This is a genomic window from Blautia sp. KLE_1732_HM_1032, assembly GCF_025147905.1.
GTDB lineage: Bacteria > Bacillota > Clostridia > Lachnospirales > Lachnospiraceae > Blautia_A > Blautia_A fusiformis.
Genome location: NZ_CP102266.1, coordinates 2,611,805 through 2,637,291, shown reverse-complemented (window position 1 = coordinate 2,637,291; position 25,487 = coordinate 2,611,805). Strand labels below are relative to the sequence as shown.

The following is a 25,487-nucleotide window of genomic DNA, read 5'->3' as shown; positions in this document are numbered from 1 at the left end:
TGCTTTTCTGCGTAACACAGGATATGCAAAAAAACACTTCGTTTCCTATTTTACATGATTTCCATAGCAAAGGAAAGTAAAATGTGTTATGATACTGAATAAAGCCCGGAAGTAAGTGGAAACTGTGCAAAAATGCCAGAAAGCCCGGACCGGGATGCGGCCAAAGATCATAAAGAAAGTCTGGCTATGAATGCAAAGTGTGAAGCGGATGTGTTCGTGAGTATGTCTGCTTTGAAAGTAAAAAGAACAGAAAGGCAAGAATTTTATGCGTTTTTTAAATGAATTACATGAGGGAGACAGAGTAAACGGGATTTATCTCTGCAAACAGAAACAGGCAGCTACAACGAAAAATGGCAAGCCCTATGAGAATCTGATCCTTCAGGATAAAACAGGGGTGATCGATGGTAAGATCTGGGATCCCAATTCTCTGGGAATTGATGAGTTTGATACTCTTGATTACATTGAGATCATGGGAGATGTGACAAGCTTTGCAGGCGCCATGCAGCTGAATATCAAGAGAGCACGCAAGGCAGGAGAAGGGGAGTATGATCCGGCAGATTATCTTCCTACCAGTGAGAACAGTGTGGATGATATGCAGAGCCAGCTGCGAGAGCTTATCAACAGTGTGAAGAATCCCTATCTTTTCCAGCTTCTGAAGAAGCTCTTTGTGGAAGATCAGGAATTTATGAAGATATTTGAGGGACATTCTGCAGCGAAGACCGTACATCACGGCTTTATCGGCGGACTGATGGAGCACACTCTTGGAGTGACACGTCTCTGTGATTACATGGCAAATGCATATCCGGTTTTAAACCGTGATCTTCTGATCACAACCGCACTTCTTCATGATGTGGGCAAAACGAAGGAGCTTTCTGCTTTTCCGATGAATGATTATACAGATGAGGGACAGCTTCTGGGACATATTGTGATCGGGGCACAGATGGTACATGATCTTGCAAAAGAGATCCCGGATTTTCCGGAGAAGCTTGAGAATCAGGTGATCCATTGTATTCTTGCACATCATGGTGAGCTGGAGTACGGTTCTCCCAAGAAGCCGGCACTTGCAGAGGCAGTTGCCCTGAATCTGGCAGACAATACAGATGCAAGGATGGAGACACTGACAGAAATTTTCCACGCAGACAAAGGCAAAAAAGAATGGCTTGGTTTCAACCGGCTTTTTGAGTCCAATTTAAGAAGAACAGGAGATATTTAATACATGGAATTCCGTAAAAACGATATACTCACTTTAGATATAGAGGATTGCGGAGTTGACGGTGAAGGTATCGGGAAAGCCGATGGCTTCACCGTTTTTGTGAAAGACGCCGTGATCGGAGACCGGATCAAAGCCAAGATCATCAAGGCAAAAAAGAACTATGGCTATGGCCGTCTGATGGAGGTGATCACACCGTCTCCATACCGTGTGAAACCTGCCTGCTCCATTGCCCGCCAGTGCGGAGGATGCCAGCTTCAGGCATTATCCTACGAGCAGCAGCTGAAATTTAAAGAGAAAAAGGTTCGTGGACATCTGGAAAGGATCGGAGGTTTTCAGAATCTTGATATGGAACCGATCATGGGGATGGAAGACCCCTATCATTATCGAAACAAGGCACAGTTTCCGGTAGGAAAAAATAAAGACGGAAAGATCATCACAGGCTTTTATGCAGGAAGAACCCACTCCATCATTGATAACCGAGAATGTATTCTGGGAGTGAAACAGAATAAAGAGGTTTTGGACCGTGTGATCGGACACATGGAAAAATATCATGTACAGCCTTACGATGAGGCCACGGGAAAAGGTCTTGTACGTCATATTATGATTCGTTACGGCTTCCATACAGATGAGATGATGGTCTGTCTGATCTTAAACGGAGATAAGATCCCTGCAGAAAAGGCTCTGGTGGAATCACTCTGTGAAATTCCGGAAATGACCAGCATTACCATCAATGTTAATAAAAAACGGAATAATGTGATTCTGGGTGATCAGCTTCGCCTCCTTTGGGGACAGTCCTATATAACGGACAGCATCGGAGATATTTCCTATCAGATTTCTCCCCTGTCCTTTTTCCAGGTCAATCCCATCCAGACCGAAAAACTGTATGGAAAGGCTCTGGAGTACGCCGGCCTTACGGGAAATGAAACTGTCTGGGATCTGTACTGCGGAATCGGAACTATCTCCCTGTTCCTGGCCCAGAAAGCAAAATTTGTCCGCGGCGTGGAGATCGTACCACAGGCCATTGACAATGCAAGAGAGAATGCGAAGCTCAATGGCATTGAGAATGTAGAGTTTTTTGTCGGAAAAGCAGAGGAAGTGCTGCCGAGAGAGTATGAGAAGAATGGCGTTTATGCAGACGTTATCGTGGTAGACCCGCCACGGAAAGGCTGTGATGAGGTACTTCTGAATACGATCCTTAAAATGAAGCCGGAGAGGGTTGTGTATGTGAGCTGTGACAGTGCGACACTGGCGAGGGATCTGAAGGTGCTGTGTGCGGAGGATTATGAACTGGTGCGGGTTTCTACTACTGATATGTTTCCGCAGGGAGTCCATGTCGAGACGGTTTGTTTGCTGTCAAGAAAAGATAAATAAAGGCTGAAAAGTGGCGCATTTCCGGGCTTTTTGCGAGGTAAGTATCATCAGAGAAGCCTTGCGGAAAGCTCGGTTTTCTTGTATGGAAACATATCTACTTGTCAGCCTGACCGAAGAAAAAGTGGATAGTTAGAAAATTGCGGTAGGGTTTAGGTTGTGGATTAGATGTCGTGGGTTGTGGCACTGGGATTGTTGTCAGAACCGACCGCAGTTCAAGCCACTCGATACTATGAGGCAGACTTGGCAGTGGAATAGATAACAGGAGGTGTCAGGACATGGATGACAGAAATCACGATGAAATTGTATCGGAACAAAATGAAAAATTAAGAATACAGAGAAATTATTATAGAAGACTCCATGTCGATGACCTTTGCATTCTTAATGCAGAGGAGTACTACGAGAGTCTTAAAGATTGGAGTAAGTTTAAAGAACCAAGAGATACGAGCAAACGTGATGCTGAGAAGGATTCAAAGGTAACATTCTGGTTGAAATGTAAACCAATCTTCTCCGATAAGGCAAAAAGAGAATTAGAAGAGAAACGCAAAGAAGCGAAGGTGTTGCAGCAAGAATATGAGCAGTATCATCAAAAAAGAGTTAACAGAATGCGTGCTCAATTTGAGGAACAACAGAGGAAGAATCATGAGTCAGTGGATGAAATGAAATCCATGTATGCTAAAGGTGATAAAAAGCAAATTATCAACTTCTTTAATGCAGTTTTAGTTAACGATGATTTTACGCTTGATATTTTATATAGGAAGGAAAGATATGACTCAGCCAGTGTGATTTTTGAGTATGATGAAAAAACAAAAACCCTTTCATATAGATACAGAATACCAAATTCGGATGAGATTTGTGTGATAGATAGATTTGTATACGATGAAGAAAGTGGAGAGGTTATAGCCAAAGAATTAGATAAAACCCACGCAAAAAGAGTAAGGATGCATTTACTCCAAACTCTCTTATTGCGCTCAGCAGCAAGGATTATTTGTTCAGATGAGTCAAAAAACATTGAATTTATTAATCTTACAGGCTTTATACGTTATTACGATAGGACATACGGAAATAATCGAGATATAAATGTAGTGAAGTTAAATATTAGCCGAGAAATAATACTTCAGATAAATCCAGAGCGAGCTAATATATCAGAATTGTTCGAAAGAGTGTTGAAAGGAAAATTCAAGACATCTGCAGGACTGTATGATAAAGAGCCAGTTGGATTGACTGAAATTAAGTAAGATAGGTCGATATTTTTAATTAAGGAGAGTATTGAGATGCCTAGAACCAGTAAAAATAAATTTGAAATAATAAATGATGAGATTCATATAAGCAAAGAGGGATGGCCTCTGATTGGCCTCACAACCTACAGAGAAGACTACTATGAGGAATTAACATCGAAGACTTGGACATTAACAAAAGCAAACAGCGAAACGGATGACAAAGGTTATTTATCAAATAAGACACTTGGATTATTGCATCGCTATATAGTTGCAAAGTGGTATGGACAGGATGTCTTGGATACTATGACACAAAAAGGGTTTGTAGTAGACCATTTGAATAATAATCATACTGACTGCAGAATATCCAATTTGGAGTTTTTGAAAAAAGCATATAATACGGCTAAAGGACAAGCGTTTGATGTTGATTCAAAAATGATGGAACATCACATAGCAGTTAATATTTTTAAGGATTTTTCCACAGGTTGTTATCAAATTACGATTGGCTGCAATGATGATATTGTTGGTGAAACAAAGGATGGAAAAAAATATCACATTACAGCAATCATGCTTTTATACGATTGTGATTACTCTATTGTAGTAAATGATGCAGAGAATATCCTTCGTATATATGAAACCGAAGGTCGAATTGATGTAACTAAGACATATGCCTGCGATGTTAAGGTTAGAAAAGCAATAGATATTCAATTGACTGAAGAAGAGAAGAATGGAGCTGTTGTAATTAGAGATGGAATTCCATACCTAATACTTGGAACGGGTAATACATTTCTGAATTCAGTGCATTTTGAGAAAGGTTGGCAACCACCTGAAAAGAAATAAATAAGGCTCCTCATCACCGGAGATTATCCAGTGGTGAGGAGCCTTCGTGCGTCTATGGAGTTATGCGTTAACATCGATGCTAACGCCTGATTTCAGTTCAACGGTGATGCGGTCATTCCAGATGGTTATCTGCTTGACCTAGCGTCGCACCAGTGACTCATCGAACTCGGTGAGGTGAACGGTCTGCTGTGAGATGTAATCTTGCAGGTCGTTGATTCGCTTTATTTGCTCGTCCCTTACGGCGGTGTCGACGGTGGTTTGCTGGCGGAGTTCTCGGAGCCTGAAAATTTCATCGGCAATCTCGTCGTAGGCTTCTTTGCTCTGGGCTTTCCGGATAAGCTCTTGCTGCAAGGCCATCAGCTTCTCGTCGATGTTCTCAACGGAAGTGGCTTGTGAAGCTCGGATGACCGAGGCTATATTAAGCTGCAGTTGTGCCTGATAGCTACTTTTGTCTCCAAGCATCTGGTTGATTGCTTTGACGACGGCATCCTGTAGAACCAGCTCATTGATGGTTCTTGCATGGCACTCCAGTCCGGTAGATTCCAGCCTGCTGATGCAGCGCCAGACGATGGACTTAACACCTCGGTTATTCCAGTGGAGCCTGCGGAACATTTCACCGCATTCGCCGCAGATGACGATTTGTGAGAAGCAGTGGTTGCAGCTGTAGCTGCGCTTCTTACCATTGGCGCTGGTCTTGACCACTCGTCTGCGGACCAGTTCTTCCTGAACCTGCAGGTAGATTTCCTTCGGAATAATGGCTTCGTGGTTATCTTCCACATAGTACTGAGGCATGAGTCCGTTGTTCTTAACTCTGGTTTTATTCAGAAAATCGGTGGTGTAGGTCTTCTGGAGGCGGATGTGGTATACCGCATAGCGGATAAGATAGAGAATGATTTTCCCTACGTTATAAATGATGAAGCCATATACCGCTACAAAAAAGGTGTATGCGATGACGTTAGCAATAAATAGATTTAAGATTTCTGTAAATTCATTCATAGATTGTCTCCTTTTGTCGAAAGATGTGCTGACGGCAGCAGAACCACCGCCAGCAGGTTGATAGATTACTTAAAGTCCTTCATGCGCTTTTCGTGGTATTCGAGATCACGCTTGTCCTTTTCGAGATCACGCTTTTCGCGTTTGTGGTCATTGATGATACTCTGAATCATAGAGACTGCAGTAGTAAGGCCAACACACGCGAAGCAGCCGATACAGATGTTTACAAGAATTGTGCTAATCATGATTGTTTCCATAGTTTGTCACCTCCGTTAGTCAAGAAAATCATCATCGTCATCAGTTGCAAAGTCAGATTCAGCAGAAGCCTTACCACCAAGAGGCTCACCATCACGAATCTTCTGCAGATTGTTAAGACCGCAGGCGATGCCCTTATTACCAGAGCTGTTGAAAGCATAGAAGCTGATGCTGGCACGACCGTAGACTCCAGAGTAAACCTCAGAACGAGTAAGGATAGGATTGCGGTCTGCATCTACGATGCCCGGAGCAGAGGTCGCGTTAGCATTCACAAAGTAGCTGCCAGCGTAAGCAGGGTCATCCGGTCTTTCAAGATCGCCATCACGAAGAGGAATCTTGAGTACGGAAAGAGCTGGTACGGACTTGCCGTTGCCCTTGAGCTTGGATTCACCTTCACGATATGCAGCCTCGATAGCAGCTTCAATCTTTGCGACAGTCTTTGTGTCGGACTTCGGGATAATCAGGCTGACACTATACTTCGGAGTGCCACCGTTGATGGACTTCGGTTCCCAGACGTTGGCGTAGCTCCAGCGTGTGTTAGGACCAGTGATAACCTTCATGGGATTTGTCATTTTTGCATTTTTACTCATTATCATATTCCTCCATAAAATCATTTTTTGCTGTGTTCATTGCCGGGCGCTTATCGCTCTCCGGAACAAGAGTAGGTTTGCCTTGTGGCTTTTCAATATAGGCTGCAAGGAGTTCTTCGAAGCGAGCTTTGCCGAGCAGGTTCTGCATGGCTGTGATACCAAGCAGCTTCTTTTCATAAGGGTCAAAACCAGCAGCTTTGACAGCTTTCGATACGGCGTCTTCGCTGGTGTATCTGCGGTTGGAACGACCCTCGACCAGCTTCCAGCCGGTCCATTCTTTACCGCTGATTGCCTGCTGGAGTGCATACTCCTTGATGTCACCTGCCCAAGCGACCAGTTCGTCGACACGGGAGAGGATGACTTCGATTTCCGAATCCTCCAACAGTGGCGGCAGCTTGAAATCGTGCTGTGCGAGTAGAAGATTGGCTTCCGCTCTGGCTCGGCATTCATGCTTTGCCTTACAGAATCCGCACCATTCACCACACAGGAAATTTCCATCACCGGCAAAGGCAAGGTCTGCGGTAAGCTTCAGAACTTCATCGGCCCATTGATACAGGTCATCCTTGCTGACTTCGCAGGTAGAAATGTTCTGACGTCTGGGCTGGTAGATGGTCATGCTGACTGTATCGATGTCATAGATGTCATCGAAGAGCTCCAGAGCGCCAAGGGCGTAACACTTCATCTGCGGATTGTCTTCAGCGGATACGAGAATTCCAAGACCGTGCTTGTAGTCAATTACGTGCATGGTACCGTCGCTGATGAGAATGGCATCAGATGTTCCGAAGCCTTGTTCTACCCAACGGGAGAAATCCACTCACTGTTCAATCAGAACAACAGGGTCGGAGCAGGTCTGCTTGGTCTCTTCCAAAAGCTCCATGATGAAGCAGGCATACCCGGTAGCACAATCTTCCATTTCGGTGTTGTATCAGTCGAGACTTTTTGTTGGATCAGTAGCTTTCATGCCAAGTGCTTTGCGGAGCTTGTATTCACAAAGAGAGTGGGCATCGGTGCCTTCTGCAGCATAATCACTACCTTTATCCTCGTAGGTTTCGCAGAGCCTTGCTGATGGTGGGCAGTGGAGCCAGCGGTCAGAAGAGGATGCGGAGAGGATTGCATGTCCTTTAGGTGGCATATTAGAGCACCTCCGCTTCCCTGAGCAGGGCTTCATAATATTTCGGGTTTACGAGTGACAACTTGCTTGCACCGTACTTTTTAAGAAGTTCTCGAATTTCAGCTGTATGTCCGGCACGAGATTTATCAGCCAGAACAGCTCGAACCTCCTCAAGAGTCAGTGTAGGTTTCGCAGGAACGGCAGGGACTTTTGCTTTTTCAGCGGCTTCGGATTCTCCTCCAAACTGCTGTGCGAGCCAGTTTGCTGCATCATTAATAGCAGTGGCAGCATTTCTCAGCTCTTCGATGGTCATAGCCATATCGTTCATTCTTGACATTTACTGTTTCTCCTTCCTCGGATTGTCTGTGTGCGGCGATGATTCTGAGATTCTTCGCCATTCTTGCGGATACCTGGCTGATTGCAGTGAGAGTAGCAATCACTTCTGAGTCAGTGCTGCTTCTGTTGTGAAAAGTTCGATTCACGATGTTCACCTCGCTTTCTGTAGGTCGCTTTGTTTCGCCTTACACTACTCAATGGAGGTGAGATTGCCGTTTGGCCGAAAAAATATAAAAAAGTTTTTGAAAAGAAAAATCGTACCCTGAAAAAACAGAGGACGACCATTCATATTAGATGTAGTCCCTAAGCTCGGAGCGGAGCTTCAGGAGCAGCTTGTCTCTACGATAAACGAATGTATTACGAGAGAGTCCCATTTCCTTGCCGCAGTCACGTTCAGATTTTCCCTGCATAATAAGCTGACAGATAAGACGACCTTCCGGGTCCAGCTCATTCAGCTTTGCATAGAGAGCGTGAAGAAGTTCTGCATCCTCTAATACTTCAGCGATAGCTGTAGATTCATCCGGAACATCGTCGAGCCAGCTCTTTTCGTTCCCGTCGCTGTCATTCACGGTGTTATCGAGGGAAAGCTGGTCGCCAGCCTTGGCATAAGGACAGGTTAAGCAATCCATGTCACATAAATAGCGCTTGCTTGCAGGGCAGACACAACGGCCATGCTCCTGCTGACGCTTGCGATAGGCGTTGATGTCACGATAGTAATTCGTGTAGAATTCCTTGCTGACGTCTACCCAGCTTTTAGATTCTTTGACGTAGATACGATGCGGTTTACTCTGATTTGCATTGTTTGACATATAAAAACCCCCATCTTGTCAATCCGAGATGGAGGTTTCTTGATGCTACCGGCAAAAGGGTATAGTGGTACCACGGTCAGGAGAAATCTCCATCTCATGTGTGCCACCAGCCTTTCCAGTTGCTGGGAGCGATATATTTAATTGAAAAGTCACGTCAGCACTGGAAAGCTGTCTGCGCAAACTGCTGAAGTGATTAATATAGGAAATGAATGAGTGAAATTATGTTGCTGTATCGCTGAACAAAAATTTGCGATGACAAACACAAATTTGACAAACGAAAAGCTCTGTGATATACTTGCTAAAGCGTGTATCTATATTCAGATGCGTTTTTCACTTCCTATGACCTAAGTATATAGGAAAGTGCATTTTTTACCGAACAACGCTGTACATGCTTATACACAGTTGTACACGCTTGATTCAAAATGGAGGTGTTTGGGATTGGCAGAAACTGAATTCAAAGTGTTTGCTCAAAAATTAGCAACATATTTTCAGGGAAATGATTCGCCTGAAGAATTTACAAGGATGCTTTTTACGAGAATATATTTCAATCCCAAGGGTGATTCTTTGTTGCATGATATGGAAGCAAGGACGCTACGTGGTTATTTTTATGGAGAACACGACATCACCATTTTGGCGAAGAAAATTAATAAGGATCTGGACTCTCAGTATTTTGAAGAATTTATCGATACAGAGACGGATGATACTATTAAAGGTTTATGCGCGGCATTTGCCGATGAGTGTCCCGGAATCAACAACGAAAACTTCAAAAATAAAATTGCAGAGAGATTTAAAGAAATTATTTGTAATGCAGCAACAATAAAGCGCAAGCGTAAGAAGAGAACAGAACTTGTTCCTCAGTCTCAAGAAAAAACAGTGGTTGCAACAATACCAACTTCTATAAAAGAGCAATATGGAGCATTGCTTGTGGCGGAAGAACGCAGTGTATGTCCAAATGATGGTTGTAGCACGCCATTATTTGTGAATGTTGGAGGGCAACTCGGAGTAAATTACGAAGTGACAATTATTGACCCATCTGTATCAGAAACAAAAATGGAAAATTTAATTGCACTTTGTCCAGCTTGTCATAGTAAATACATCACTGGAAGAACAGATGAACAGGTTCAGAGATTGTTACATATAAAAAAGAACCTCGTAGATGACTACGAGGCGAAGGAAACCGTCTCTATGCAGAAGATTGAGGACGGTATCCGCAAGGTGCTTGAGAAAATACCGAAAATGCAAGTACCTGCCAATATAGATTTGAATTATAATCCTGTGACATTAAGACAGAAGATTGCTGCAGATAATTTGATGCTTTATCTCAAAGCAAAGACGAATGTGAACGTATATTATAGTGCAGTACAGGATGCATTCACTGAGTTGAACGAAGAAAGGATTCTGCGATATAAACCGTTTTGTCTTCAAGTCAGGATGACATATATGAACTTGAATGATATGGGGTTATCACAGGATGAGATATTTGAAAAAATGGTTGATTGGTTACAAGATGCCACCCATGAGAATAGAAGCTCGTGTGAAGTGATTATTTCTTACTTCATACAGAAATGTGAGGTGTTTGATGCTATTACCGAATAAGTTAATATCGTATGACCAGAGTATCATCTCTAAGTTTCCGGTTGTATTGAAAGAACTAAAAAACGGTCCGGTGTCAGTGCATGATTTATACAAAAGAACGATAAAGAAAATGTCTGGTATTAGTGAGTTTATTGATACACTAGATTGTTTGTATGCACTTGAAAAAATAGAATTCGACGAAGAAGAGGAGGTGCTGCGCTATGCTGTATGAAATTGAATGCGATAAATTTGCTAAAAAAGTCAATGGCCAGCTTGTTCCTCGTGGCCGTATTCAACTTCGTGAGGGACTAAATACTGTGCTAGGTGATAAGGCTGCACAGAACTCAATTGGTAAATCGACTTTTCTTCTTGTTGTAGATTTTTGCTTTGGCGGTGATGATTATATCAATCCTAAAATATGCAAAGCAAAAGAAAAGCTGCACTCACATACTATTAACTTTGCTTTTAAGTTTGGGAATAAAATAGATTATTTTTGCAGAAGCACAAAAACGCCTTCTGAGATAGGTATCTGTGACTCGGAGTATAAAGTACAGCGGATACAAACTCTGAAAGAATTCAAGGATTACCTTTTGGAGGCGTATGGTATAACAACTCCTTCAATCTCATTTAGAGAGATGGTAGGGCGCTTTCTGCGTATCTATGGTAGAGAGAATTATGCGGAAAGATACCCTTTGAAATACGGGGATGTTAAGCCAGAATCCGCAATAGAAACATTGGAGAAAATGTTCAATGTCTTTGCATTTATTGAAGAATATAAAAGTGTTTATGATGATAAGAGTAAACGCAGTAAAGTGCGAGATGATGCAACTAAACTTGGTGAGATGACTAATGTCGCAAGAACTAAGAAAGAATATAACGCCAATGAAAAGGAAATCGAACGCCTTAGAACAGAATTACAAAAGTTGATGGACAGAGAGGATGCTGAGCTATCACAAGAAGAAACAGATAATTTAGATAAAGCGTCTGAAATTAAGGGGCAGCTGACAGTCCTAAAAAGAAGACGTAGTAGACTTGTGTCGCAGCTAAATGCTGTTAAAGCGAATATGTCTGGTGGTTTGGTTCCTGTTGAAGAGGATTTATCAGAGCTGTCAGAATTTTTTCCTGATGTTGATGTCCAGAAGCTATCTCAAATAGAGCATTTTCATGACAAGATGCATCACATCCTTTCTCAGGAAATGGGCGATGAGATAGCACAGCTTCAGATATTGATTGATGCTATTTCGGCTGAAATGGTAAGGCTTCAAGAATCACAAAGGAAATTTGGAATACCGGTGACGATCTCTAAAAAATTTATGGATAGGGTGGTTGAGATTCAGCGTCAAATAGATATTTTAGTTGCAAAAAATAAAGGATATGACAAATCCGCCAAACTAAAAACAGAGAAAAAAGAAGCAAAAGTTCAACTTGAAGATGTCCGTGAAACACAGCTTCAGGCAGTTGAAACAAGTATCAATCAGGAAATGACTCGTCTAAACGATTATATCTATAATGGTGAACGCTATGCGCCTACTATAAAATTTGGAAATTCTAGAAGTGGAAAGCCAACTTATGAATTTTGGACTGAGGACGATACTGGAGCAGGCACGAACTTCAAGGGATTAATTATTTTTGACCTTGCACTCTTACGGCTCACGGAGCTACCAGTTATAGCACATGATTCTAATATTTTTAAAAATATTGCAGACTTGCCGATAGATAAAATCATGGAGCTATACAACCAGAGTGAAAAGCAGATTTTTATTGCATTTGATAAAGAAGATACATTTTATGATGTGACACGTGACATTGTCCATTCGACTAAGGTTATTGAGCTTCATGAAAATGGAGGAGAACTATTTGGATGGTCATGGGCAAAGAAAGCAGCAAGAGAGAAACAAATTGCTACAGAAACTGGTGTGATTGAAGAGTCATAATAAATGGAGGTACCAGATGCGTATCAGTTATAACCCGTTATGGAAAATGCTTATTGATAGAGGCATGAACAAAAAAGAATTGAGAGAACTTAGTGGAATAAGCACAGCGTCAATGGCAAAGCTGGGTAAAGGAGACAATATTACTACAGATGTGCTTTTGAGAATATGCACGGCATTGAATTGTCAGATTAGTGATATTTTAGAAACTTTGCCAGATGAAGAAACTAAGAATAATGAAGATTAAAATTCGTTAGGAGGATTTGGATGGAGCAAAATAACAAAGTAGCCCTACAGGCAGCGAGCTCATATAATGCTGCCATAACAAGAGAACAATTTTTATTTTATGAAGTGCGAACTACTGCCAAGTTGCTCCATGAGGGATGCAGCTCAGAAGAAGTAGTAGAGCGTATTATTTCAGATAATTTATTTCAGTATCCGACAGAAAAGTCGGTGCGAAAGATGGCGCTTGCTTGCCTGAGAAGATTAGAGGCACTTGGTGATAATTCTTTAGTTGCAGCAATCGCAACGCAGCCATCCGATGTAGCAAAGCAGATATGTTTGTATGCCATGATGAAACAGTACCGCTTGATTTGGGATTTCATGATTACCGTCATCGGTGAGAAATACAGATTATCGGACACTACTTTTGGCAAGATAGACTTGAATAGCTATTTCCTGCGCTTGCAGGAGCAGGATGACTGGGTGGCCACATGGAGTGATTCTACGGTTACCAAGCTGAAACAGGTAATCGCAAAAATACTGGTGGAAAATGAATACATTGATAATATTAAATCTGTAAAGCTCAACCCGGTATGGCTCCAGCCTGTACTTGAGAATGCAATCCGTGAAAATGGTGATGAGATTGCTCTTCCTGCATTCAATTGCTTTTCGTAAGGAGGTAGGCCCAAGTGAGTGAATTGAAAGAAAGACTAGATAACCTCAGAGCCTTAATGCAGGAGCCAGAGTTTCTTGAAGGCAAAGGTTTAAGCAATGAGGTAAATATACGAATCTTCTGTTATGACCCATCCGATGAGATGATGGTCAGACATTTTATCGAGCAGATTATGACAGATCAGTCAATGAACTGTCACCTGATAGAACATAACTTATATGAAGTGTTTCTTTCTATCTGTGAAGATAAGCGCATTGCAAAAACAATACCTGCGATGGAAGAGAAAAAGGGTAAAGAATTTATTCGAGACCAGATGAGCCGTATGGCCAATAATACAGCTTTTGTAAATAAGATGAAATATGAACCGCATGAAGCTGGTGACGTACTTGTCATCACAGGAGTGGGAGATGCCTTTCCGTTTATCAGAGTCCATGATCTGTTAAATGCGATGCAGCCAGAATTTCCAGATGTTCCGATTCTGGTGTTCTATCCGGGCAATTATGATGGCCGTGATGTACAACTGTTTAATTGCCTGAAGAAAAATCCTTACTATCGAGCTTTCAATGTGATTTAAGGAGGAACAGTAATGGTTATTGGACAATTATTCCAAGAGGATATTAATCGTAAAATCAATGGCGTCGTTAAAGTAGACCAAGATGCCACAGATGTTCTTGTTCAGGAATTGGACGAGTATGTTATTACCAGAGATTTGAAGAAGCATTTCATTACCTTCTTTAATAATTATGGAGAGTCCTTCCGTGAAGGCACTGCAGATATCGGAGTTTGGATTTCCGGTTTCTTTGGAAGTGGTAAATCTCACTTCCTGAAAATGCTCTCCTACCTGCTTGCTAATCAGGAGGTACAGGGTGTTCGTACAGTAGAACGATTTCGTAAAAAATTTGAGGATGATCCGGCAACATTCATGTTGATTGATTCCGTTACTAAAGGGCATACGGACACCATCCTTTTCAATATCGATATTGAGGGTTCCATCAACAAGGACAAGACTGCTGTTCTTCGTGTTTTTGCAAAGATGTTCTATAACTACCTTGGCTTTTATGGGGAGAATCTTAAGGTAGCAAAGCTGGAGCAGTTCATCGAAAAGCGTGGAAAGACAGCAGAGTTCCGTCGTGTATTTGAGGAGAAAAATGGTGGCCGTTGGCTTGAGTCAAGAGATGCCTTCGCTTTCTTTGAAGACGATGTTGTTGATACATTGAAAGAGGTTCTCGGTATGAGCGAGGATGCTGCACGTAACTGGTTTAATGGAACCGAGACCGTAGAGACCAGCATCGCACAGCTTGTTTCTGAGATGAAAGATTATGTGGACAATAAGCCGGATGACTTCCGTTTGCTATTTATGGTCGATGAGGTTGGCCAGTATGTAGGTGGCGATACAGACCTTCTTATTAACCTGCAGTCTCTTGTTGAGAAAATCGGCAGTGAGTGCGGCGGTAAGATTTGGGTTGTTTGTACCGGTCAGGAAGCTATCGATGAAATCATCAAGGCTCGTGAAAATGAGTTTTCTCGTATTCAGGCCCGTTTCAAGACCAGACTTTCGCTGACTTCTTCTTCCGCAGACGAAGTTATCCAGAAACGTATTTTGAAAAAAAAGCCTGAAGTGGAACCGGCATTGGAACAGGTATATAGCCAGAATGATTCCGTTCTTCGTAACCTGTTCAGCTTTACTGATGCAATGTTGGACATTAAGGGATATACCGGTCCGCAGGACTTTGCCAGAAACTTCCCGTTCGTACCTTACCAGTTCATTATCATGCAGAAGGTATTTGCTGAAATCCGTAAACATGGTAACTCCGGTAAGCATCTTTCTGGTGGCGAGCGTTCGATGCTTTCAGGATTCCAAGAAGCAGCACAGAAGATTCAGGATAAGGACGAGTATGCATTAGCGCCGTTTTATCTGTTCTACGATACCGTACATACATTCCTTGACAGTTCTATTCGTCGTGTTATTGAGCGTTGCCAGAAGGCAGCAGATAACGGAGATGGCATTGAGCAGCAGGATGTGGACGTATTGAAGCTTCTGTACCTTATTCGTTATGTCGATGATATTCCGGCTAATCTTGACAACATCGTAATCCTTATGGCCAATGATATCCGTCTGGATAAGATTACGATGAGAGAGACTGTACGTGGCAGTCTCGACCGTCTGCTTAGCCAGAACTATATCGGAAGAACTGGTGACACTTATAATTTCTTGACTGATGAAGAGCAGGATATTCAAAGAGACATTTACAAAAATACTCAGGTCGATACCTCTGCAATCGTGGAGCGTATCGGTCAGATGATTTTTGCTGATATTTATACAACAAAGAAATATCGTCACGGAAAGTACGATTTCCCATTTGACCAGATGGTAGACACTACAAGCATTGGCGCGGTAACAGGGGGGATGAGACTTCGCATCATGACGGTAGCAACAGACACTGTCGAGAAGAGCGAATTTCGCCTTATGACTGAGTCTAAGAATCAGGCGATCGTTGTACTTGCTGAAACACCATATTACGAGTCATTGGAAAAAGCAATGAAAGTGCGTAAATATGTAAAGCAGCGTAATGTAGCACAGCTACCGAAGTCCGTACAGGACATCATTCGAAATCATCAGGATGAGGCTAACAAGTACGAAGCATCTGCAGAGGAAGATTTGAAGAAGGCAATCGTTGATGCAGAGTTCTATGTAGATGGAGAACGTATTGAAGTTAAGGGTGGCGATGCTAAGAGCAAGCTGGATCAAGCACTGGAATATTTAGTTACTCATGTTTATAGTGAACTTGGTCTTATTACAAAGAATGCGGATACAGATGCTGATATATTGGCAGTACTGCAGGGTGACCATCTGAATGGTGTTATGGCTGGCATGGAAGAAAACCATGACGCCGCAGTGAAAATGGAAGAATATCTGGAAATGCAGGACGCAAAGAAACTTCCTACTTCGATGGCAGATGTACAGAGCCGCTATCAGGCGATCCCTTATGGCTGGAAGGAAATCGACATTGCGGTTGTGGCTGCGATGCTGATTTACGACCAGAAGGTCACGATTAAGTACGGTGGCGAAACTATCCAGCCGGGTAATCCAAAACTTCCGGATATGCTTCGTAAGAAGAGTGAGATTGGCAGAACAAGCATCTCTAAGCGTCAGATCATTACGGCAACTAAGATGCGTGCCGTCAAAGAATTGCTGCGTGAATACTTCGATGTAATGGATGTTCCAGATGATGAAGATGGACTCGTTAGATATATTGTTGAGAAGTTTAAAGAACAGAAGTCTCATTATGAGAAGCTGAATGAACGTTATGAAGGTCATAAATATCCTGACCATCACCTTGTGACAAAAGCTCTCAGCCTTATGGAAAGTGTACTTTCTCAGCGCAAGGATAATACAGCTCTGATTGACAGACTTCTGAAAGAGGAAGACAACCTTCTCGATAATAAGGATGGCATGCAGAGCGTAGAGGGATTTTTCAAAAATCAGGTGCAGGTGTTCGATGCAGCAGTTCGTATGGAAACAGAGCTGAGAAACGACCTCTCTTATCTTCAGAAGGAAGAGGAGGCAAATCAGGCACTGAATCAGATTCGTAAGATTACTGTAGTGGATGCCGGACAGAGTAGTGTTTACAGACGTATCCCTGAGTTAAACGGATTGATGGATACTGTTCGTGAGGGTCACGGAAGGCTTCTTGAAGCAAAGCGTGCTGAGATCCTTGAAATCATCCGTCAGTGCTTGTCAGAAATCCATACTCTTGCTGGTGATGTTTATGATGCCAGAGCAATATCTGAGCGTGCAGATAAATTCTTTGATCAGCAGAAAGCAAGAGTGGCAGAGCTGGAAAGCCTGCAGCTTCTTGATGGTCTGGTACCTCAGATGTGGGAATATAAGGATGACACAGTCGATAAAATCGATGGTATCGTTCATCCAAAGACTCCGGTTGCACCAATCGTCAAACCGAAAGAAGGTGGAGCAGTAACTCCTCCAGCTCCAAAGAAGGTTATCAAGAATATATACCGTCAAGCGGCATTCCCTTCTAAGACTTTGGAAAGTCAGGAAGATATAGATGCTTATGTTGAACGAATGAGAGCGTACCTCACTGCAATGATGAAGGATTGCGACGGAATCAAATTAAGCTAAGGAGACCGTTATGAACAAGAATGCGATAAAAAAATTCGCCACTGAAGCTCGCAGGGAGTTAATCTCCCGTGTGAGCCAGAGGGCGTTGAAATACGGTATTTCCGATAAAGAGGTCGGAAATCCAAATGACGATAGCGTCAATGGGCATCTGCTTTCTTCTACCGAGAAGAAGCAGAGAGCTGCCTTGATTGCGCAGATTAAAGAAAAAGGATATGAGCAGGTTATGGAGGAGGTTGCCTACACATGGTTTAACCGTTTCTCCGCACTGCGTTTTATGGAGGTCAATGGATATCTCCCTAGTAGAGTGCGTGTTTTCACAGATGAAAACAATGCATTTAAGCCTCAGATTCTTACTGAGGCAATTCACATGGAGCTGGATGGACTTGATATGGAGAAAGTCTACGCCTATAAGGAAGCCAATGACAATGATGAATTGTATAAGTATCTTCTGATTACTCAGTGCAATGCACTTAATAGCGTGCTTCCGGGTATGTTCCAGAAGATTGCAGACTACACCGAGCTTTTGTTCCCGGACAACCTTCTTCGTGAAGGAAGTGTTATTCAGCAGATGATTGAGCTAATTCCTGAGGAAGATTGGAAAGACGCAGTTCAGATTATCGGCTGGCTGTATCAGTACTATAACAGCGAAAAGAAGGACGATGTATTTGCTGCCCTTAAGAATAATATAAAAATCACGAAGGAAAATATTCCAGCAGCAACCCAGCTTTTCACACCGGACTGGATTGTTCGCTACATGGTAGAAAACAGCCTTGGTCGTCTGTGGGTGGAAGGTCATCCAAACGATGAGCTGAAATCTCAGTGGAAATACTATCTGGAAGAAGCAGAGCAGGAACCAGACGTTCAGGCTCAGCTTGCGTCTATTCGTGAAGAGTACAAAGCGCTGAAACCAGAGGATATTCTGTGCATTGATCCTTGCTCCGGAAGTGGCCACATTCTGGCTTATATGTTTGACGTGCTTGTACAGATTTATGAGGCTTATGGTGTAGATACAAGAACTGCAGTTGCAAGTATTGTAGAGAACAACATCTATGGTCTGGACATCGATGACCGTGCAGCACAGCTGGCTTACTTTGCGGTAATGATGAAAGCCCGTCAGTATGACCGCCGCTTCTTTAGCCGTGGCATTCAGCCCCATGTGTATGCCATTGCGGAGAGCAACCATGTAGATTCGTTTGCGTTGGAGTATTTCTGTAATGGCGATGCCAAGCTGAAAAAGGCTATGGACACCATCATCAGCGAGCTGCATGACGCAAAGGAATACGGCTCTATCCTGACGGTCACACCGCAGGATTGGTCTGCACTGTATGCCCGTTTTGTGGAAATCGAAGAAGATATTCACATCTCTCGTGAAGCGGCTCTAAGAGACTTACTGCCGTTGGTACAGACAGCGGAAGCATTGGCGCAGAAGTATGACACTGTTGTGACGAATCCGCCGTATATGGGAAGCAACGGGATGGGTATCAAGCTGACCGGATATATAAAGACATACTACCCCATAAGTAAGGGGGATTTTTTCTCGGTTTATATTGAAAAATGCTTTTCTGTTTCAAGATATTACTGTGCACTCGTTACACCGACCGCCTGGATGTATAATCCGAGATATGTAGAGTTTAGAGAAAAATATATCGGTATATCGGATATTGTTTCGCTAATTGAACTTGGCGATAATGCATTTGAAGCTGGCTTTGGAACGACTGCATTTGTAATGACAAATAAAATGTCCGTTCCGTATATAGCAAAGTATATTGATGCATCATCACTTATTCACAAAGAAACATTTTACGAACAGCAGCCATATCTATCGATTTTAGCGGCATTTGGAGAAACGGAAGACAAGAAAATCTCATATCAATTACCGAGTCAGTTGCGGCATATTGTCGTTACTGCGCCCAAATTACAGGCTTTTGGTTGTGCAGGGAGCGGATTGCAAACAAACGATAACGGACGATTTATCCATGATTGGTTCGAGGTTAATATTAATCGTATTGAGTTTAATCATCGACCTGACAGATCATATTTACCAAACAAGCGCTGGTATCCGACCGTAAAGAATACCTCATCAAGAAAATGGTATGGAAATTTTTCGAGTGTTGTCAATTGGGAGAATGATGGAAAGGAAATTAAAGATCTTGTAATAAAAAAATATGGCTCGTATACAAGGCACGTCAAAAACCAAAAGTACTATTTCTACGAGGGACTAACATGGTCTCATTCGACGTATGGGAAGCCTTTTGCTATAAGATACTTACCCACTGGATGGATTAGCAATGTTGAGGGGCCAGCTATTTTTGAATCAGGTAATAATCAAAAATATATTTTGGGAATGTTAAATTCTAATGTAGCTATGACAATTCTGGAGCTAACGACAGGATCTATACACGTCTTAGCCACAGATATTGCGAACTTCCCTTGCCTAATTGATGCAAACTATGTTGAATATGTAAATGACGTGGTTTCGGAAAATGTGTGTTTTAGCAAAAAAGACTGGGATTCCTTTGAAACCTCATGGGACTTTCAGCGTCACCCGCTACTCCGCAAAGTTTCTACCATTGCCGAAGCATTTGAACAGTGGCAGGCTGAATGTGATGACCGCTTCAACCAGCTGAAAGCCAATGAGGAAGAACTGAATCGTATTTTCATCGACATATACGGGTTACAGGAAGAACTGACACCGGAGGTTGAGGATAAGGACGTCACTGTCCGCAAGGCTGATCTTAGTAGAGATGTTCGTTCCTTTATTTCCTATGCGGTTGGCTGTATGTTTGGCCGTTACTCTCTGGATATGGACGGACTTGCCTATGCAGGTGGCGAATGGGACAACAGCAAGTACATTTCTTTCGCTGCTGATAAGGATAACATTATCCCGATTTGTGACGATGAATACTTCGAGGATGATATTGTCGGTCTGTTCGTAAAGTTCGTGAAAACCGTTTACGGCGCCGATACGCTGGACGAAAATCTGAAATTCATTGCCGATGCACTAGGTGGCAAGGGGCAACCGAAAGAAGTCATCAGAAACTATTTCATGAATGGCTTTTATGCAGACCACTGCAAAACCTATCAAAAGCGCCCTATTTATTGGCTGTTTGACAGTGGAAAGAAGAATGGCTTCAAGGCACTAATCTATATGCATCGTTATCAGCCGGACACCATTGCTCGTATCCGTACTGATTATGTGCATGAACAGCAGGCTCGCTACCGTACTGCCATTGCTGATTTGGAAACACGTATTGCAAATTCATCTACCAGTGAAAGAGTGAAGCTGAATAAGCAGCTCAAAACACTGAATGACCAAGCTACGGAAATTCATACATACGAAGAAAAAATTCATCATTTGGCAGATCAGATGATTTCCATTGATCTGGATGATGGTGTAAAGAAGAACTATGCGATTTTTCAAGATGTCTTGGCTAAGATTAAATAAGGAGGTGGCAGCATGGCCAGTATGGATTTAGATACAATAATCCGAGATTTGAATAAGCGATTTGCTGCACCGCTGCCGGAATTCTATAAGCGTCGTATCATCTTCTGGTATGACGAGAATAAAGAGTTTGAGGACAAGCTGGATGATATTCAGGTGGATAATGCAAAGCTGCTGGTGCTTACTGGTACCAACAACTTTGCAGCCAAGAAGCTGTTGAATGTGGATGATACCACCAGCAACTATCTGGTTTACAGTCCGATTGCTTATGAGTCGCAGGAAGATGACTGGCTTTTGAATATCGAGCTTTACAGTGAAGAGTTCAGAGCTGATTTGGTGTCTATTTGGATGAATGAGATTGACCTTCCGGCAACTCCGGATTTTCGTAGACTTGTTAAGGTCTATAAGAAATTCTTCGGAGCACAGACCAGAAGAGCAACATTCGCAAAACTGAATAAAGGCATCAGCACACCATCGCAGATGCATCTTACTGTTATGGCGGCTATTTGTGGTACCAATAATGCACAGCCTAACAGTATTGTAAAAGCTGTCATTAGTGGTGGAAACGATATGGAAACCAACGAGGTATTCCAGAGCCTTGTAAACTATGGAGCTGAAGCCCCGTTCTGGGCACTTGTAAAGCAGGCTACCGGATACTTTGAGGGCGAAAGTTCTACAATTAACAAGCTAGTAACGCATATCTTGCTTACAGCAACGACCAGAACACTTCGTATGGAGTATCTGGCAGGACTCGATAGCTTCATTTCCACACCACATCAGGCTTGGTGCTATGACTTCGTATCTGAATGGATTGTAGGAGAGAATAGACAGGATCTTGTCGAAATTCTGCGAAATGTAGAAGAAGAGCTTATTCTTAGAAAGCGCTTTAAGCAGGTGCCATTGGATGATTTGGTGGGCACAGAGGTATTTCCTTGTGTGAATGAATGCATTCTGACTCAGATCATGACTGAAATCAGCAATCATATAATCAATGTAGATATGATCATAAACACGGTCGAGAAACGTCGAACGCTGGCGTGGTACGATGATGTGGAATGCTACTATGAAGGTATTCTTCAGGTAGCAAAAATGCAGGCGTTCTTTTTGGAACACTCTGCAGGATTCCATACTGTGGAGGCAAGAAATATCTGGAAAGAGTACACAGAAGATTACTACCGTATGGATACCTATTATCGTCACTATCATTTAGCGTTTGGAAAGAGCCTGACAGTGGGTAACGACCATCTGGATGATCTTTTCAAGCAGGTGACTGATAAGGTGGAAGGCCTTTATACACATTGGTTCCTTGGTGAGCTGGGTAATAATTGGTCTGATGCATGCGCAGATGAACTGGCTCAGTATGGTCGCATTTTGGAAGTGCCACAGCAGGTGGATTTCTATAAACAAAAGGTAAAGAACGAAGATAATCGTGTATTTGTCATCATATCAGATGCTTTCCGTTATGAGGTGGCAGCATCTCTGGCAGAGCAGCTTCGTCGTGAGACGCAGAGTAAGGTTTCTCTTGGCTCTTGTGCAGGTATTTTCCCGACCATCACAAAGTTTGGCATGGCTGCATTGCTTCCACACAAGCAATTGTCCATCAATGAGCGCAGTAACGGTGATCTGCAGATTCTGGCAGATGGAATGTCTACGGACGCAGGCAATCGCGATAAAGTTCTTAAGGCTACAAACAGCAATAGTGTAGCCTTGAAATATAAAGATATTGCACCGATGAAGCGTGCAGAAAGAAGTGCATTGGTTAAGGGTATGGATGTCGTTTATATCTATCACGATAAGGTGGATGAGGCAAGCCATACTTCTGATAGCATGGTATTTTCTGCATGCGATGATGCAATCGAAGAAATCAAAAATATTGTGAGAATCATTCGTAATGAGTTCAGCGGTACTCGTGTTTACATTACCGCTGACCACGGATTCCTCTATACCTACAGCCCTCTGTCTGAGGATGCCAAGGTGGATAAGACAACACCGAGTGAGCAGGATGTAGAGATTGACCGTCGTTATCTGATTACCCGTAAGGGAGCAACTCCGGATTATTTGCTTCCAGTAAAGTTTATGGATGATGGTTACGATGCATTTGTACCGAGAGAAAGCGTCCGTATTAAGAAAAAAGGTGGCGGACTTAATTTCGTGCACGGCGGTATTAGCCTTCAGGAAATGGTGGTTCCTGTTATTGAATATCATTATCTTCGTAACGATTCCAAGGCTTATCAGCGTAATAAGGCCAAGTATGACACGAAGCCGGTAGAAGTAGGACTTCTTTCTGCAAGCCGTAAAATCAGCAATATGATATTCTCGTTGAACTTCTATCAGAAGGATGCGGTTGGCGATAATCGCAGCGCAGCAAACTATTTGTTGTACTTTGTCGATTCTAATGGAAAACAGATCAGTGATACAACAAAGATTATCGCAGATAAGACCAGTGACAATGGACAGGAGCGAACATTCCGCTGCAGCTTCAATCTGAAATCACTGAAATATGATAATAGAGCAAGCTACTACTTAGTCATCGCAGATGAAACAGGTCTGCAGATGCCACAAAAAGAAGAGTTCCAGATTGATATCGCATTTGCGGTAGATGAGTTTAATTTCTTCAGCTAAGGGCTTGCTCGGAAGGAGCAGTAATGAGTGACAATCTTAAAGTGGGCGCAAGCTCTCGTGAAATTATAAAGGACAAACTGCGTCAAAACTTTGATGGTAAGATTGTCCGAAAGGATCTGACTAAGAAAATCAAGGAAGGTGCAAATGTGCCAGTTTATGTCCTTGAGTTTCTGCTGGGGCAATACTGCAGTTCAGATGATGAGGAGGTTATCGAGCAGGGTGTGCAGAATGTAAAGCGTATCCTTGCCGATAACTTTGTAAGACCGGATGAAGCGCAGAAGGTATTGGCTCATCTTAGAAGTCGAGGTAGTCATACCATCATTGACATGGTAACGGTACGATTGGATATTAAGAAGGACTGCTTCTTTGCGGAGTTTTCCAATTTGGGATTAGCCAATATTCCCATCACGGATGAATACCCAGAAAAGCACGACAGACTTCTTTGCGGTGGTATCTGGTGTATCGTTCAGCTGGATTATGAGACCGAAGGCGATAATAACTTCGGAATCATCGACGCAGATGGAAATACACTTCAGTCAAAGCAGAAAAAGCAGAAAGACATCTCTCCAATCAGCATTCGTAAGCTGACTCCAATTCAGATGCCTCATATCGATATCGAGGATTTGAAGAGGGGACGTCAGGCTTTTACCAAGGAGGAATGGTTGGATGTTATGCTGCGTTCTATTGGTATGGAGCCAGACGAATTGACTTATCGTGAGAAGTGGCTTCTTTTGACTCGTATGATCCCGTTGGTTGAGAACAACTTCAACCTCTGTGAGTTGGGTCCTCGAAGCACTGGTAAGTCGCATCTTTACAAGGAGATTTCTCCGAACAGTATCCTTGTATCCGGTGGTCAAACTACAGTAGCAAACCTGTTTTATAACATGGGTCGTAAGATTGTGGGCTTGGTTGGATTATGGGATTGCGTAGCTTTTGATGAAGTTGCAGGCATTCGTTTCAAGGATAAAGATGGCGTGCAGATTATGAAAGATTACATGGCATCTGGTTCCTTTGCACGAGGCAAGGAAGAAAAGGCAGCATCCGCTTCTATGGTATTTGTTGGTAATATCAATCAGAGCGTAGATGTACTTCTGAAGACTTCGAGTCTATTTGACCCGTTCCCTCCAGAGATGGGAACAGATACTGCATTTCTTGACCGTATGCATTGCTATCTGCCAGGATGGGAAATCCCGAAGTTTCGTCCGGAGCATTTTACAAATGATTATGGATTCATTAGCGACTATCTTGCAGAGTTCATTCGTGAGCTGCGTAAAGAGCAGTACGGTGATGCTATCGACCATTATTTCCGTCTCGGCAAGAATCTCAACCAGAGAGATACTATTGCTGTGCGTAGAATGGCAGATGGATATCTGAAGCTTCTCTATCCGGATGGAAGCTTTACAAAAGAAGAAGTAGAAGAAGTTCTCCAGATTTCCTTGGAGATGCGTCGCCGTGTTAAGGAGCAGCTGAAGAAGCTGGGAGGCATGGAGTTCTACGATGTAAACTTCTCCTACATAGATAATGAGACCTTTGAAGAACATTATGTTTCTGTTCCTGAGCAAGGTGGTGGTAAGCTCATCCCAGAAGGAATGTGCAATCCGGGACAGATTTATACTGTTTCTCAGGGCAAGAGTGGCATGCTTGGTGTATTTCGCTTAGAGAGTCAGATGCTTCCAGGTAATGGGAAGTTTGAGAGAACAGGTATTGGTAGTGACCGTGATGCAAAAGAAGCCACAAATACAGCTTTCAACTTCTTGAAAGCAAATGGAAACCGTATCAGTGGTTCTATAAGTACTACAACGAAAGACTATATTATTAATTATCAGGATTTGCAGGGCATTGGCATGACAGGAAAGCTAGCCCTTCCTACATTGATTGCGATGTGTTCCATTGCACTTGGTAAACCAACACTCAGCAGCCTTGCTGTACTTGGTGAAATTAGTATCAGCGGAACCATGATGAAAGTAGATGAGCTGGCAAATTCATTGCAGGTATGTTTGGACAGTGGTGCAAAGAGAGTACTTCTGCCAATTACATCGGCAGCAGAGCTTGGAACTGTACCAGCAGATCTGATTGGAAGTTTTAATTTGATTTTCTATAGCAGTGCGGAGGACGCAGTTTTTAAAGCACTGGGTGTAGAGTAAGGAGG

At 42.8% G+C, this 25,487-nt stretch carries 19 protein-coding genes and 1 pseudogene; 14 read left to right on the top strand and 6 right to left on the bottom strand.

Annotated features, from left to right (window positions below; genetic code table 11):
• The first annotated feature begins 265 nt into the window (after positions 1–265).
• The 4 genes from NQ489_RS12595 (at position 266) to NQ489_RS12580 (ending at position 4,638) form a co-directional block, all read left to right on the top strand.
• Complete coding sequence (locus NQ489_RS12595) at positions 266–1,213, top strand: 3'-5' exoribonuclease YhaM family protein (protein WP_021651796.1); 948 nt, start codon at positions 266–268, stop codon at positions 1,211–1,213.
• 3 nt (positions 1,214–1,216) lie between these two features.
• A complete protein-coding gene (rlmD, locus tag NQ489_RS12590) occupies positions 1,217–2,584 on the top strand; it encodes a 23S rRNA (uracil(1939)-C(5))-methyltransferase RlmD (protein WP_021651795.1) in 1,368 nt (455 codons plus the stop codon).
• A gap of 275 nt (positions 2,585–2,859) precedes the next feature.
• A complete protein-coding gene (locus tag NQ489_RS12585) occupies positions 2,860–3,819 on the top strand; it encodes a hypothetical protein (RefSeq protein ID WP_021651793.1) in 960 nt (319 codons plus the stop codon).
• A gap of 36 nt (positions 3,820–3,855) precedes the next feature.
• Complete coding sequence (locus tag NQ489_RS12580) at positions 3,856–4,638, top strand: HNH endonuclease (protein WP_021651792.1); 783 nt, start codon at positions 3,856–3,858, stop codon at positions 4,636–4,638.
• 138 nt (positions 4,639–4,776) lie between these two features.
• Here the strand turns inward: NQ489_RS12580 and NQ489_RS12575 are convergent, their stop codons facing one another.
• The 6 genes and pseudogenes from NQ489_RS12575 to NQ489_RS12550 all read right to left on the bottom strand — a co-directional run bounded on the left by NQ489_RS12575 (position 4,777) and on the right by NQ489_RS12550 (position 8,732).
• Entirely contained in the window at positions 4,777–5,634 is an 858-nt protein-coding gene (locus NQ489_RS12575) for a recombinase zinc beta ribbon domain-containing protein (protein WP_021651791.1), read from the bottom strand.
• A 65-nt stretch (positions 5,635–5,699) separates the two neighbouring features.
• The gene (locus NQ489_RS12570) at positions 5,700–5,876 is read right to left on the bottom strand and encodes a hypothetical protein (RefSeq protein WP_330364158.1); all 177 of its coding nucleotides are present in this window, start codon (positions 5,874–5,876) and stop codon (positions 5,700–5,702) included.
• A gap of 27 nt (positions 5,877–5,903) precedes the next feature.
• Complete coding sequence (locus NQ489_RS12565) at positions 5,904–6,476, bottom strand: DUF2815 family protein (RefSeq protein WP_044961639.1); 573 nt, start codon at positions 6,474–6,476, stop codon at positions 5,904–5,906.
• Positions 6,469–7,608 (bottom strand): annotated as a pseudogene (locus tag NQ489_RS12560) (DUF2800 domain-containing protein). The gene NQ489_RS12565 and the pseudogene NQ489_RS12560 overlap by 8 nt, the downstream one beginning before the upstream one ends.
• Before the next feature lies 1 nt (position 7,609).
• On the bottom strand, positions 7,610–7,924 hold the full coding sequence (locus NQ489_RS12555) for a hypothetical protein (RefSeq protein WP_044961637.1): 315 nt from the start codon (positions 7,922–7,924) through the stop codon (positions 7,610–7,612).
• Positions 7,925–8,213: 289 nt separating this feature from the next.
• Entirely contained in the window at positions 8,214–8,732 is a 519-nt protein-coding gene (locus tag NQ489_RS12550; RefSeq protein ID WP_021651785.1) for an RNA polymerase sigma factor, read from the bottom strand.
• Positions 8,733–9,170: 438 nt separating this feature from the next.
• Between NQ489_RS12550 and NQ489_RS12545 the strand changes: the two genes are divergently transcribed.
• Genes NQ489_RS12545 through brxL form a run of 10 tightly spaced genes read left to right on the top strand, consistent with a single transcriptional unit; the run spans position 9,171 to position 25,482 of the window.
• A complete protein-coding gene (locus tag NQ489_RS12545) occupies positions 9,171–10,328 on the top strand; it encodes an ABC-three component system protein (protein WP_044961635.1) in 1,158 nt (385 codons plus the stop codon).
• On the top strand, positions 10,312–10,539 hold the full coding sequence (locus NQ489_RS17980; RefSeq protein WP_021651783.1) for an ABC-three component system middle component 7: 228 nt from the start codon (positions 10,312–10,314) through the stop codon (positions 10,537–10,539). Before NQ489_RS12545 ends, NQ489_RS17980 begins: the two co-directional genes overlap by 17 nt.
• Positions 10,529–12,241, top strand: coding sequence for a DUF2326 domain-containing protein (locus NQ489_RS12540; RefSeq protein ID WP_021651782.1), 1,713 nt, complete (start codon positions 10,529–10,531; stop codon positions 12,239–12,241). Before NQ489_RS17980 ends, NQ489_RS12540 begins: the two co-directional genes overlap by 11 nt.
• 16 nt (positions 12,242–12,257) lie before the next feature.
• Positions 12,258–12,485: a helix-turn-helix domain-containing protein gene (locus NQ489_RS12535; RefSeq protein WP_015566129.1), complete on the top strand. Its 228-nt coding sequence runs from the start codon at positions 12,258–12,260 to the stop codon at positions 12,483–12,485.
• Between the two features lie 20 nt (positions 12,486–12,505).
• A complete protein-coding gene (locus NQ489_RS12530; protein ID WP_021651781.1) occupies positions 12,506–13,135 on the top strand; it encodes a DUF1819 family protein in 630 nt (209 codons plus the stop codon).
• Positions 13,136–13,149: 14 nt separating this feature from the next.
• Positions 13,150–13,707 carry a DUF1788 domain-containing protein gene (locus NQ489_RS12525; protein ID WP_021651780.1) on the top strand — a complete coding sequence of 186 codons (558 nt, stop codon included), beginning with the start codon at positions 13,150–13,152 and terminating at the stop codon, positions 13,705–13,707.
• Between the two features lie 12 nt (positions 13,708–13,719).
• Positions 13,720–17,274 carry a BREX system P-loop protein BrxC gene (gene brxC, locus NQ489_RS12520; RefSeq protein WP_021651779.1) on the top strand — a complete coding sequence of 1,185 codons (3,555 nt, stop codon included), beginning with the start codon at positions 13,720–13,722 and terminating at the stop codon, positions 17,272–17,274.
• Between the two features lie 10 nt (positions 17,275–17,284).
• Positions 17,285–20,719, top strand: a complete 3,435-nt coding sequence (pglX, locus tag NQ489_RS12515) for a BREX-1 system adenine-specific DNA-methyltransferase PglX (protein WP_021651778.1) — start codon at positions 17,285–17,287, stop codon at positions 20,717–20,719.
• 12 nt (positions 20,720–20,731) lie between these two features.
• Positions 20,732–23,338 carry a BREX-1 system phosphatase PglZ type A gene (pglZ, locus tag NQ489_RS12510; RefSeq protein WP_021651777.1) on the top strand — a complete coding sequence of 869 codons (2,607 nt, stop codon included), beginning with the start codon at positions 20,732–20,734 and terminating at the stop codon, positions 23,336–23,338.
• 23 nt (positions 23,339–23,361) lie between these two features.
• A complete protein-coding gene (brxL, locus tag NQ489_RS12505; protein ID WP_227945532.1) occupies positions 23,362–25,482 on the top strand; it encodes a protease Lon-related BREX system protein BrxL in 2,121 nt (706 codons plus the stop codon).
• Positions 25,483–25,487: the final 5 nt, after the last annotated feature.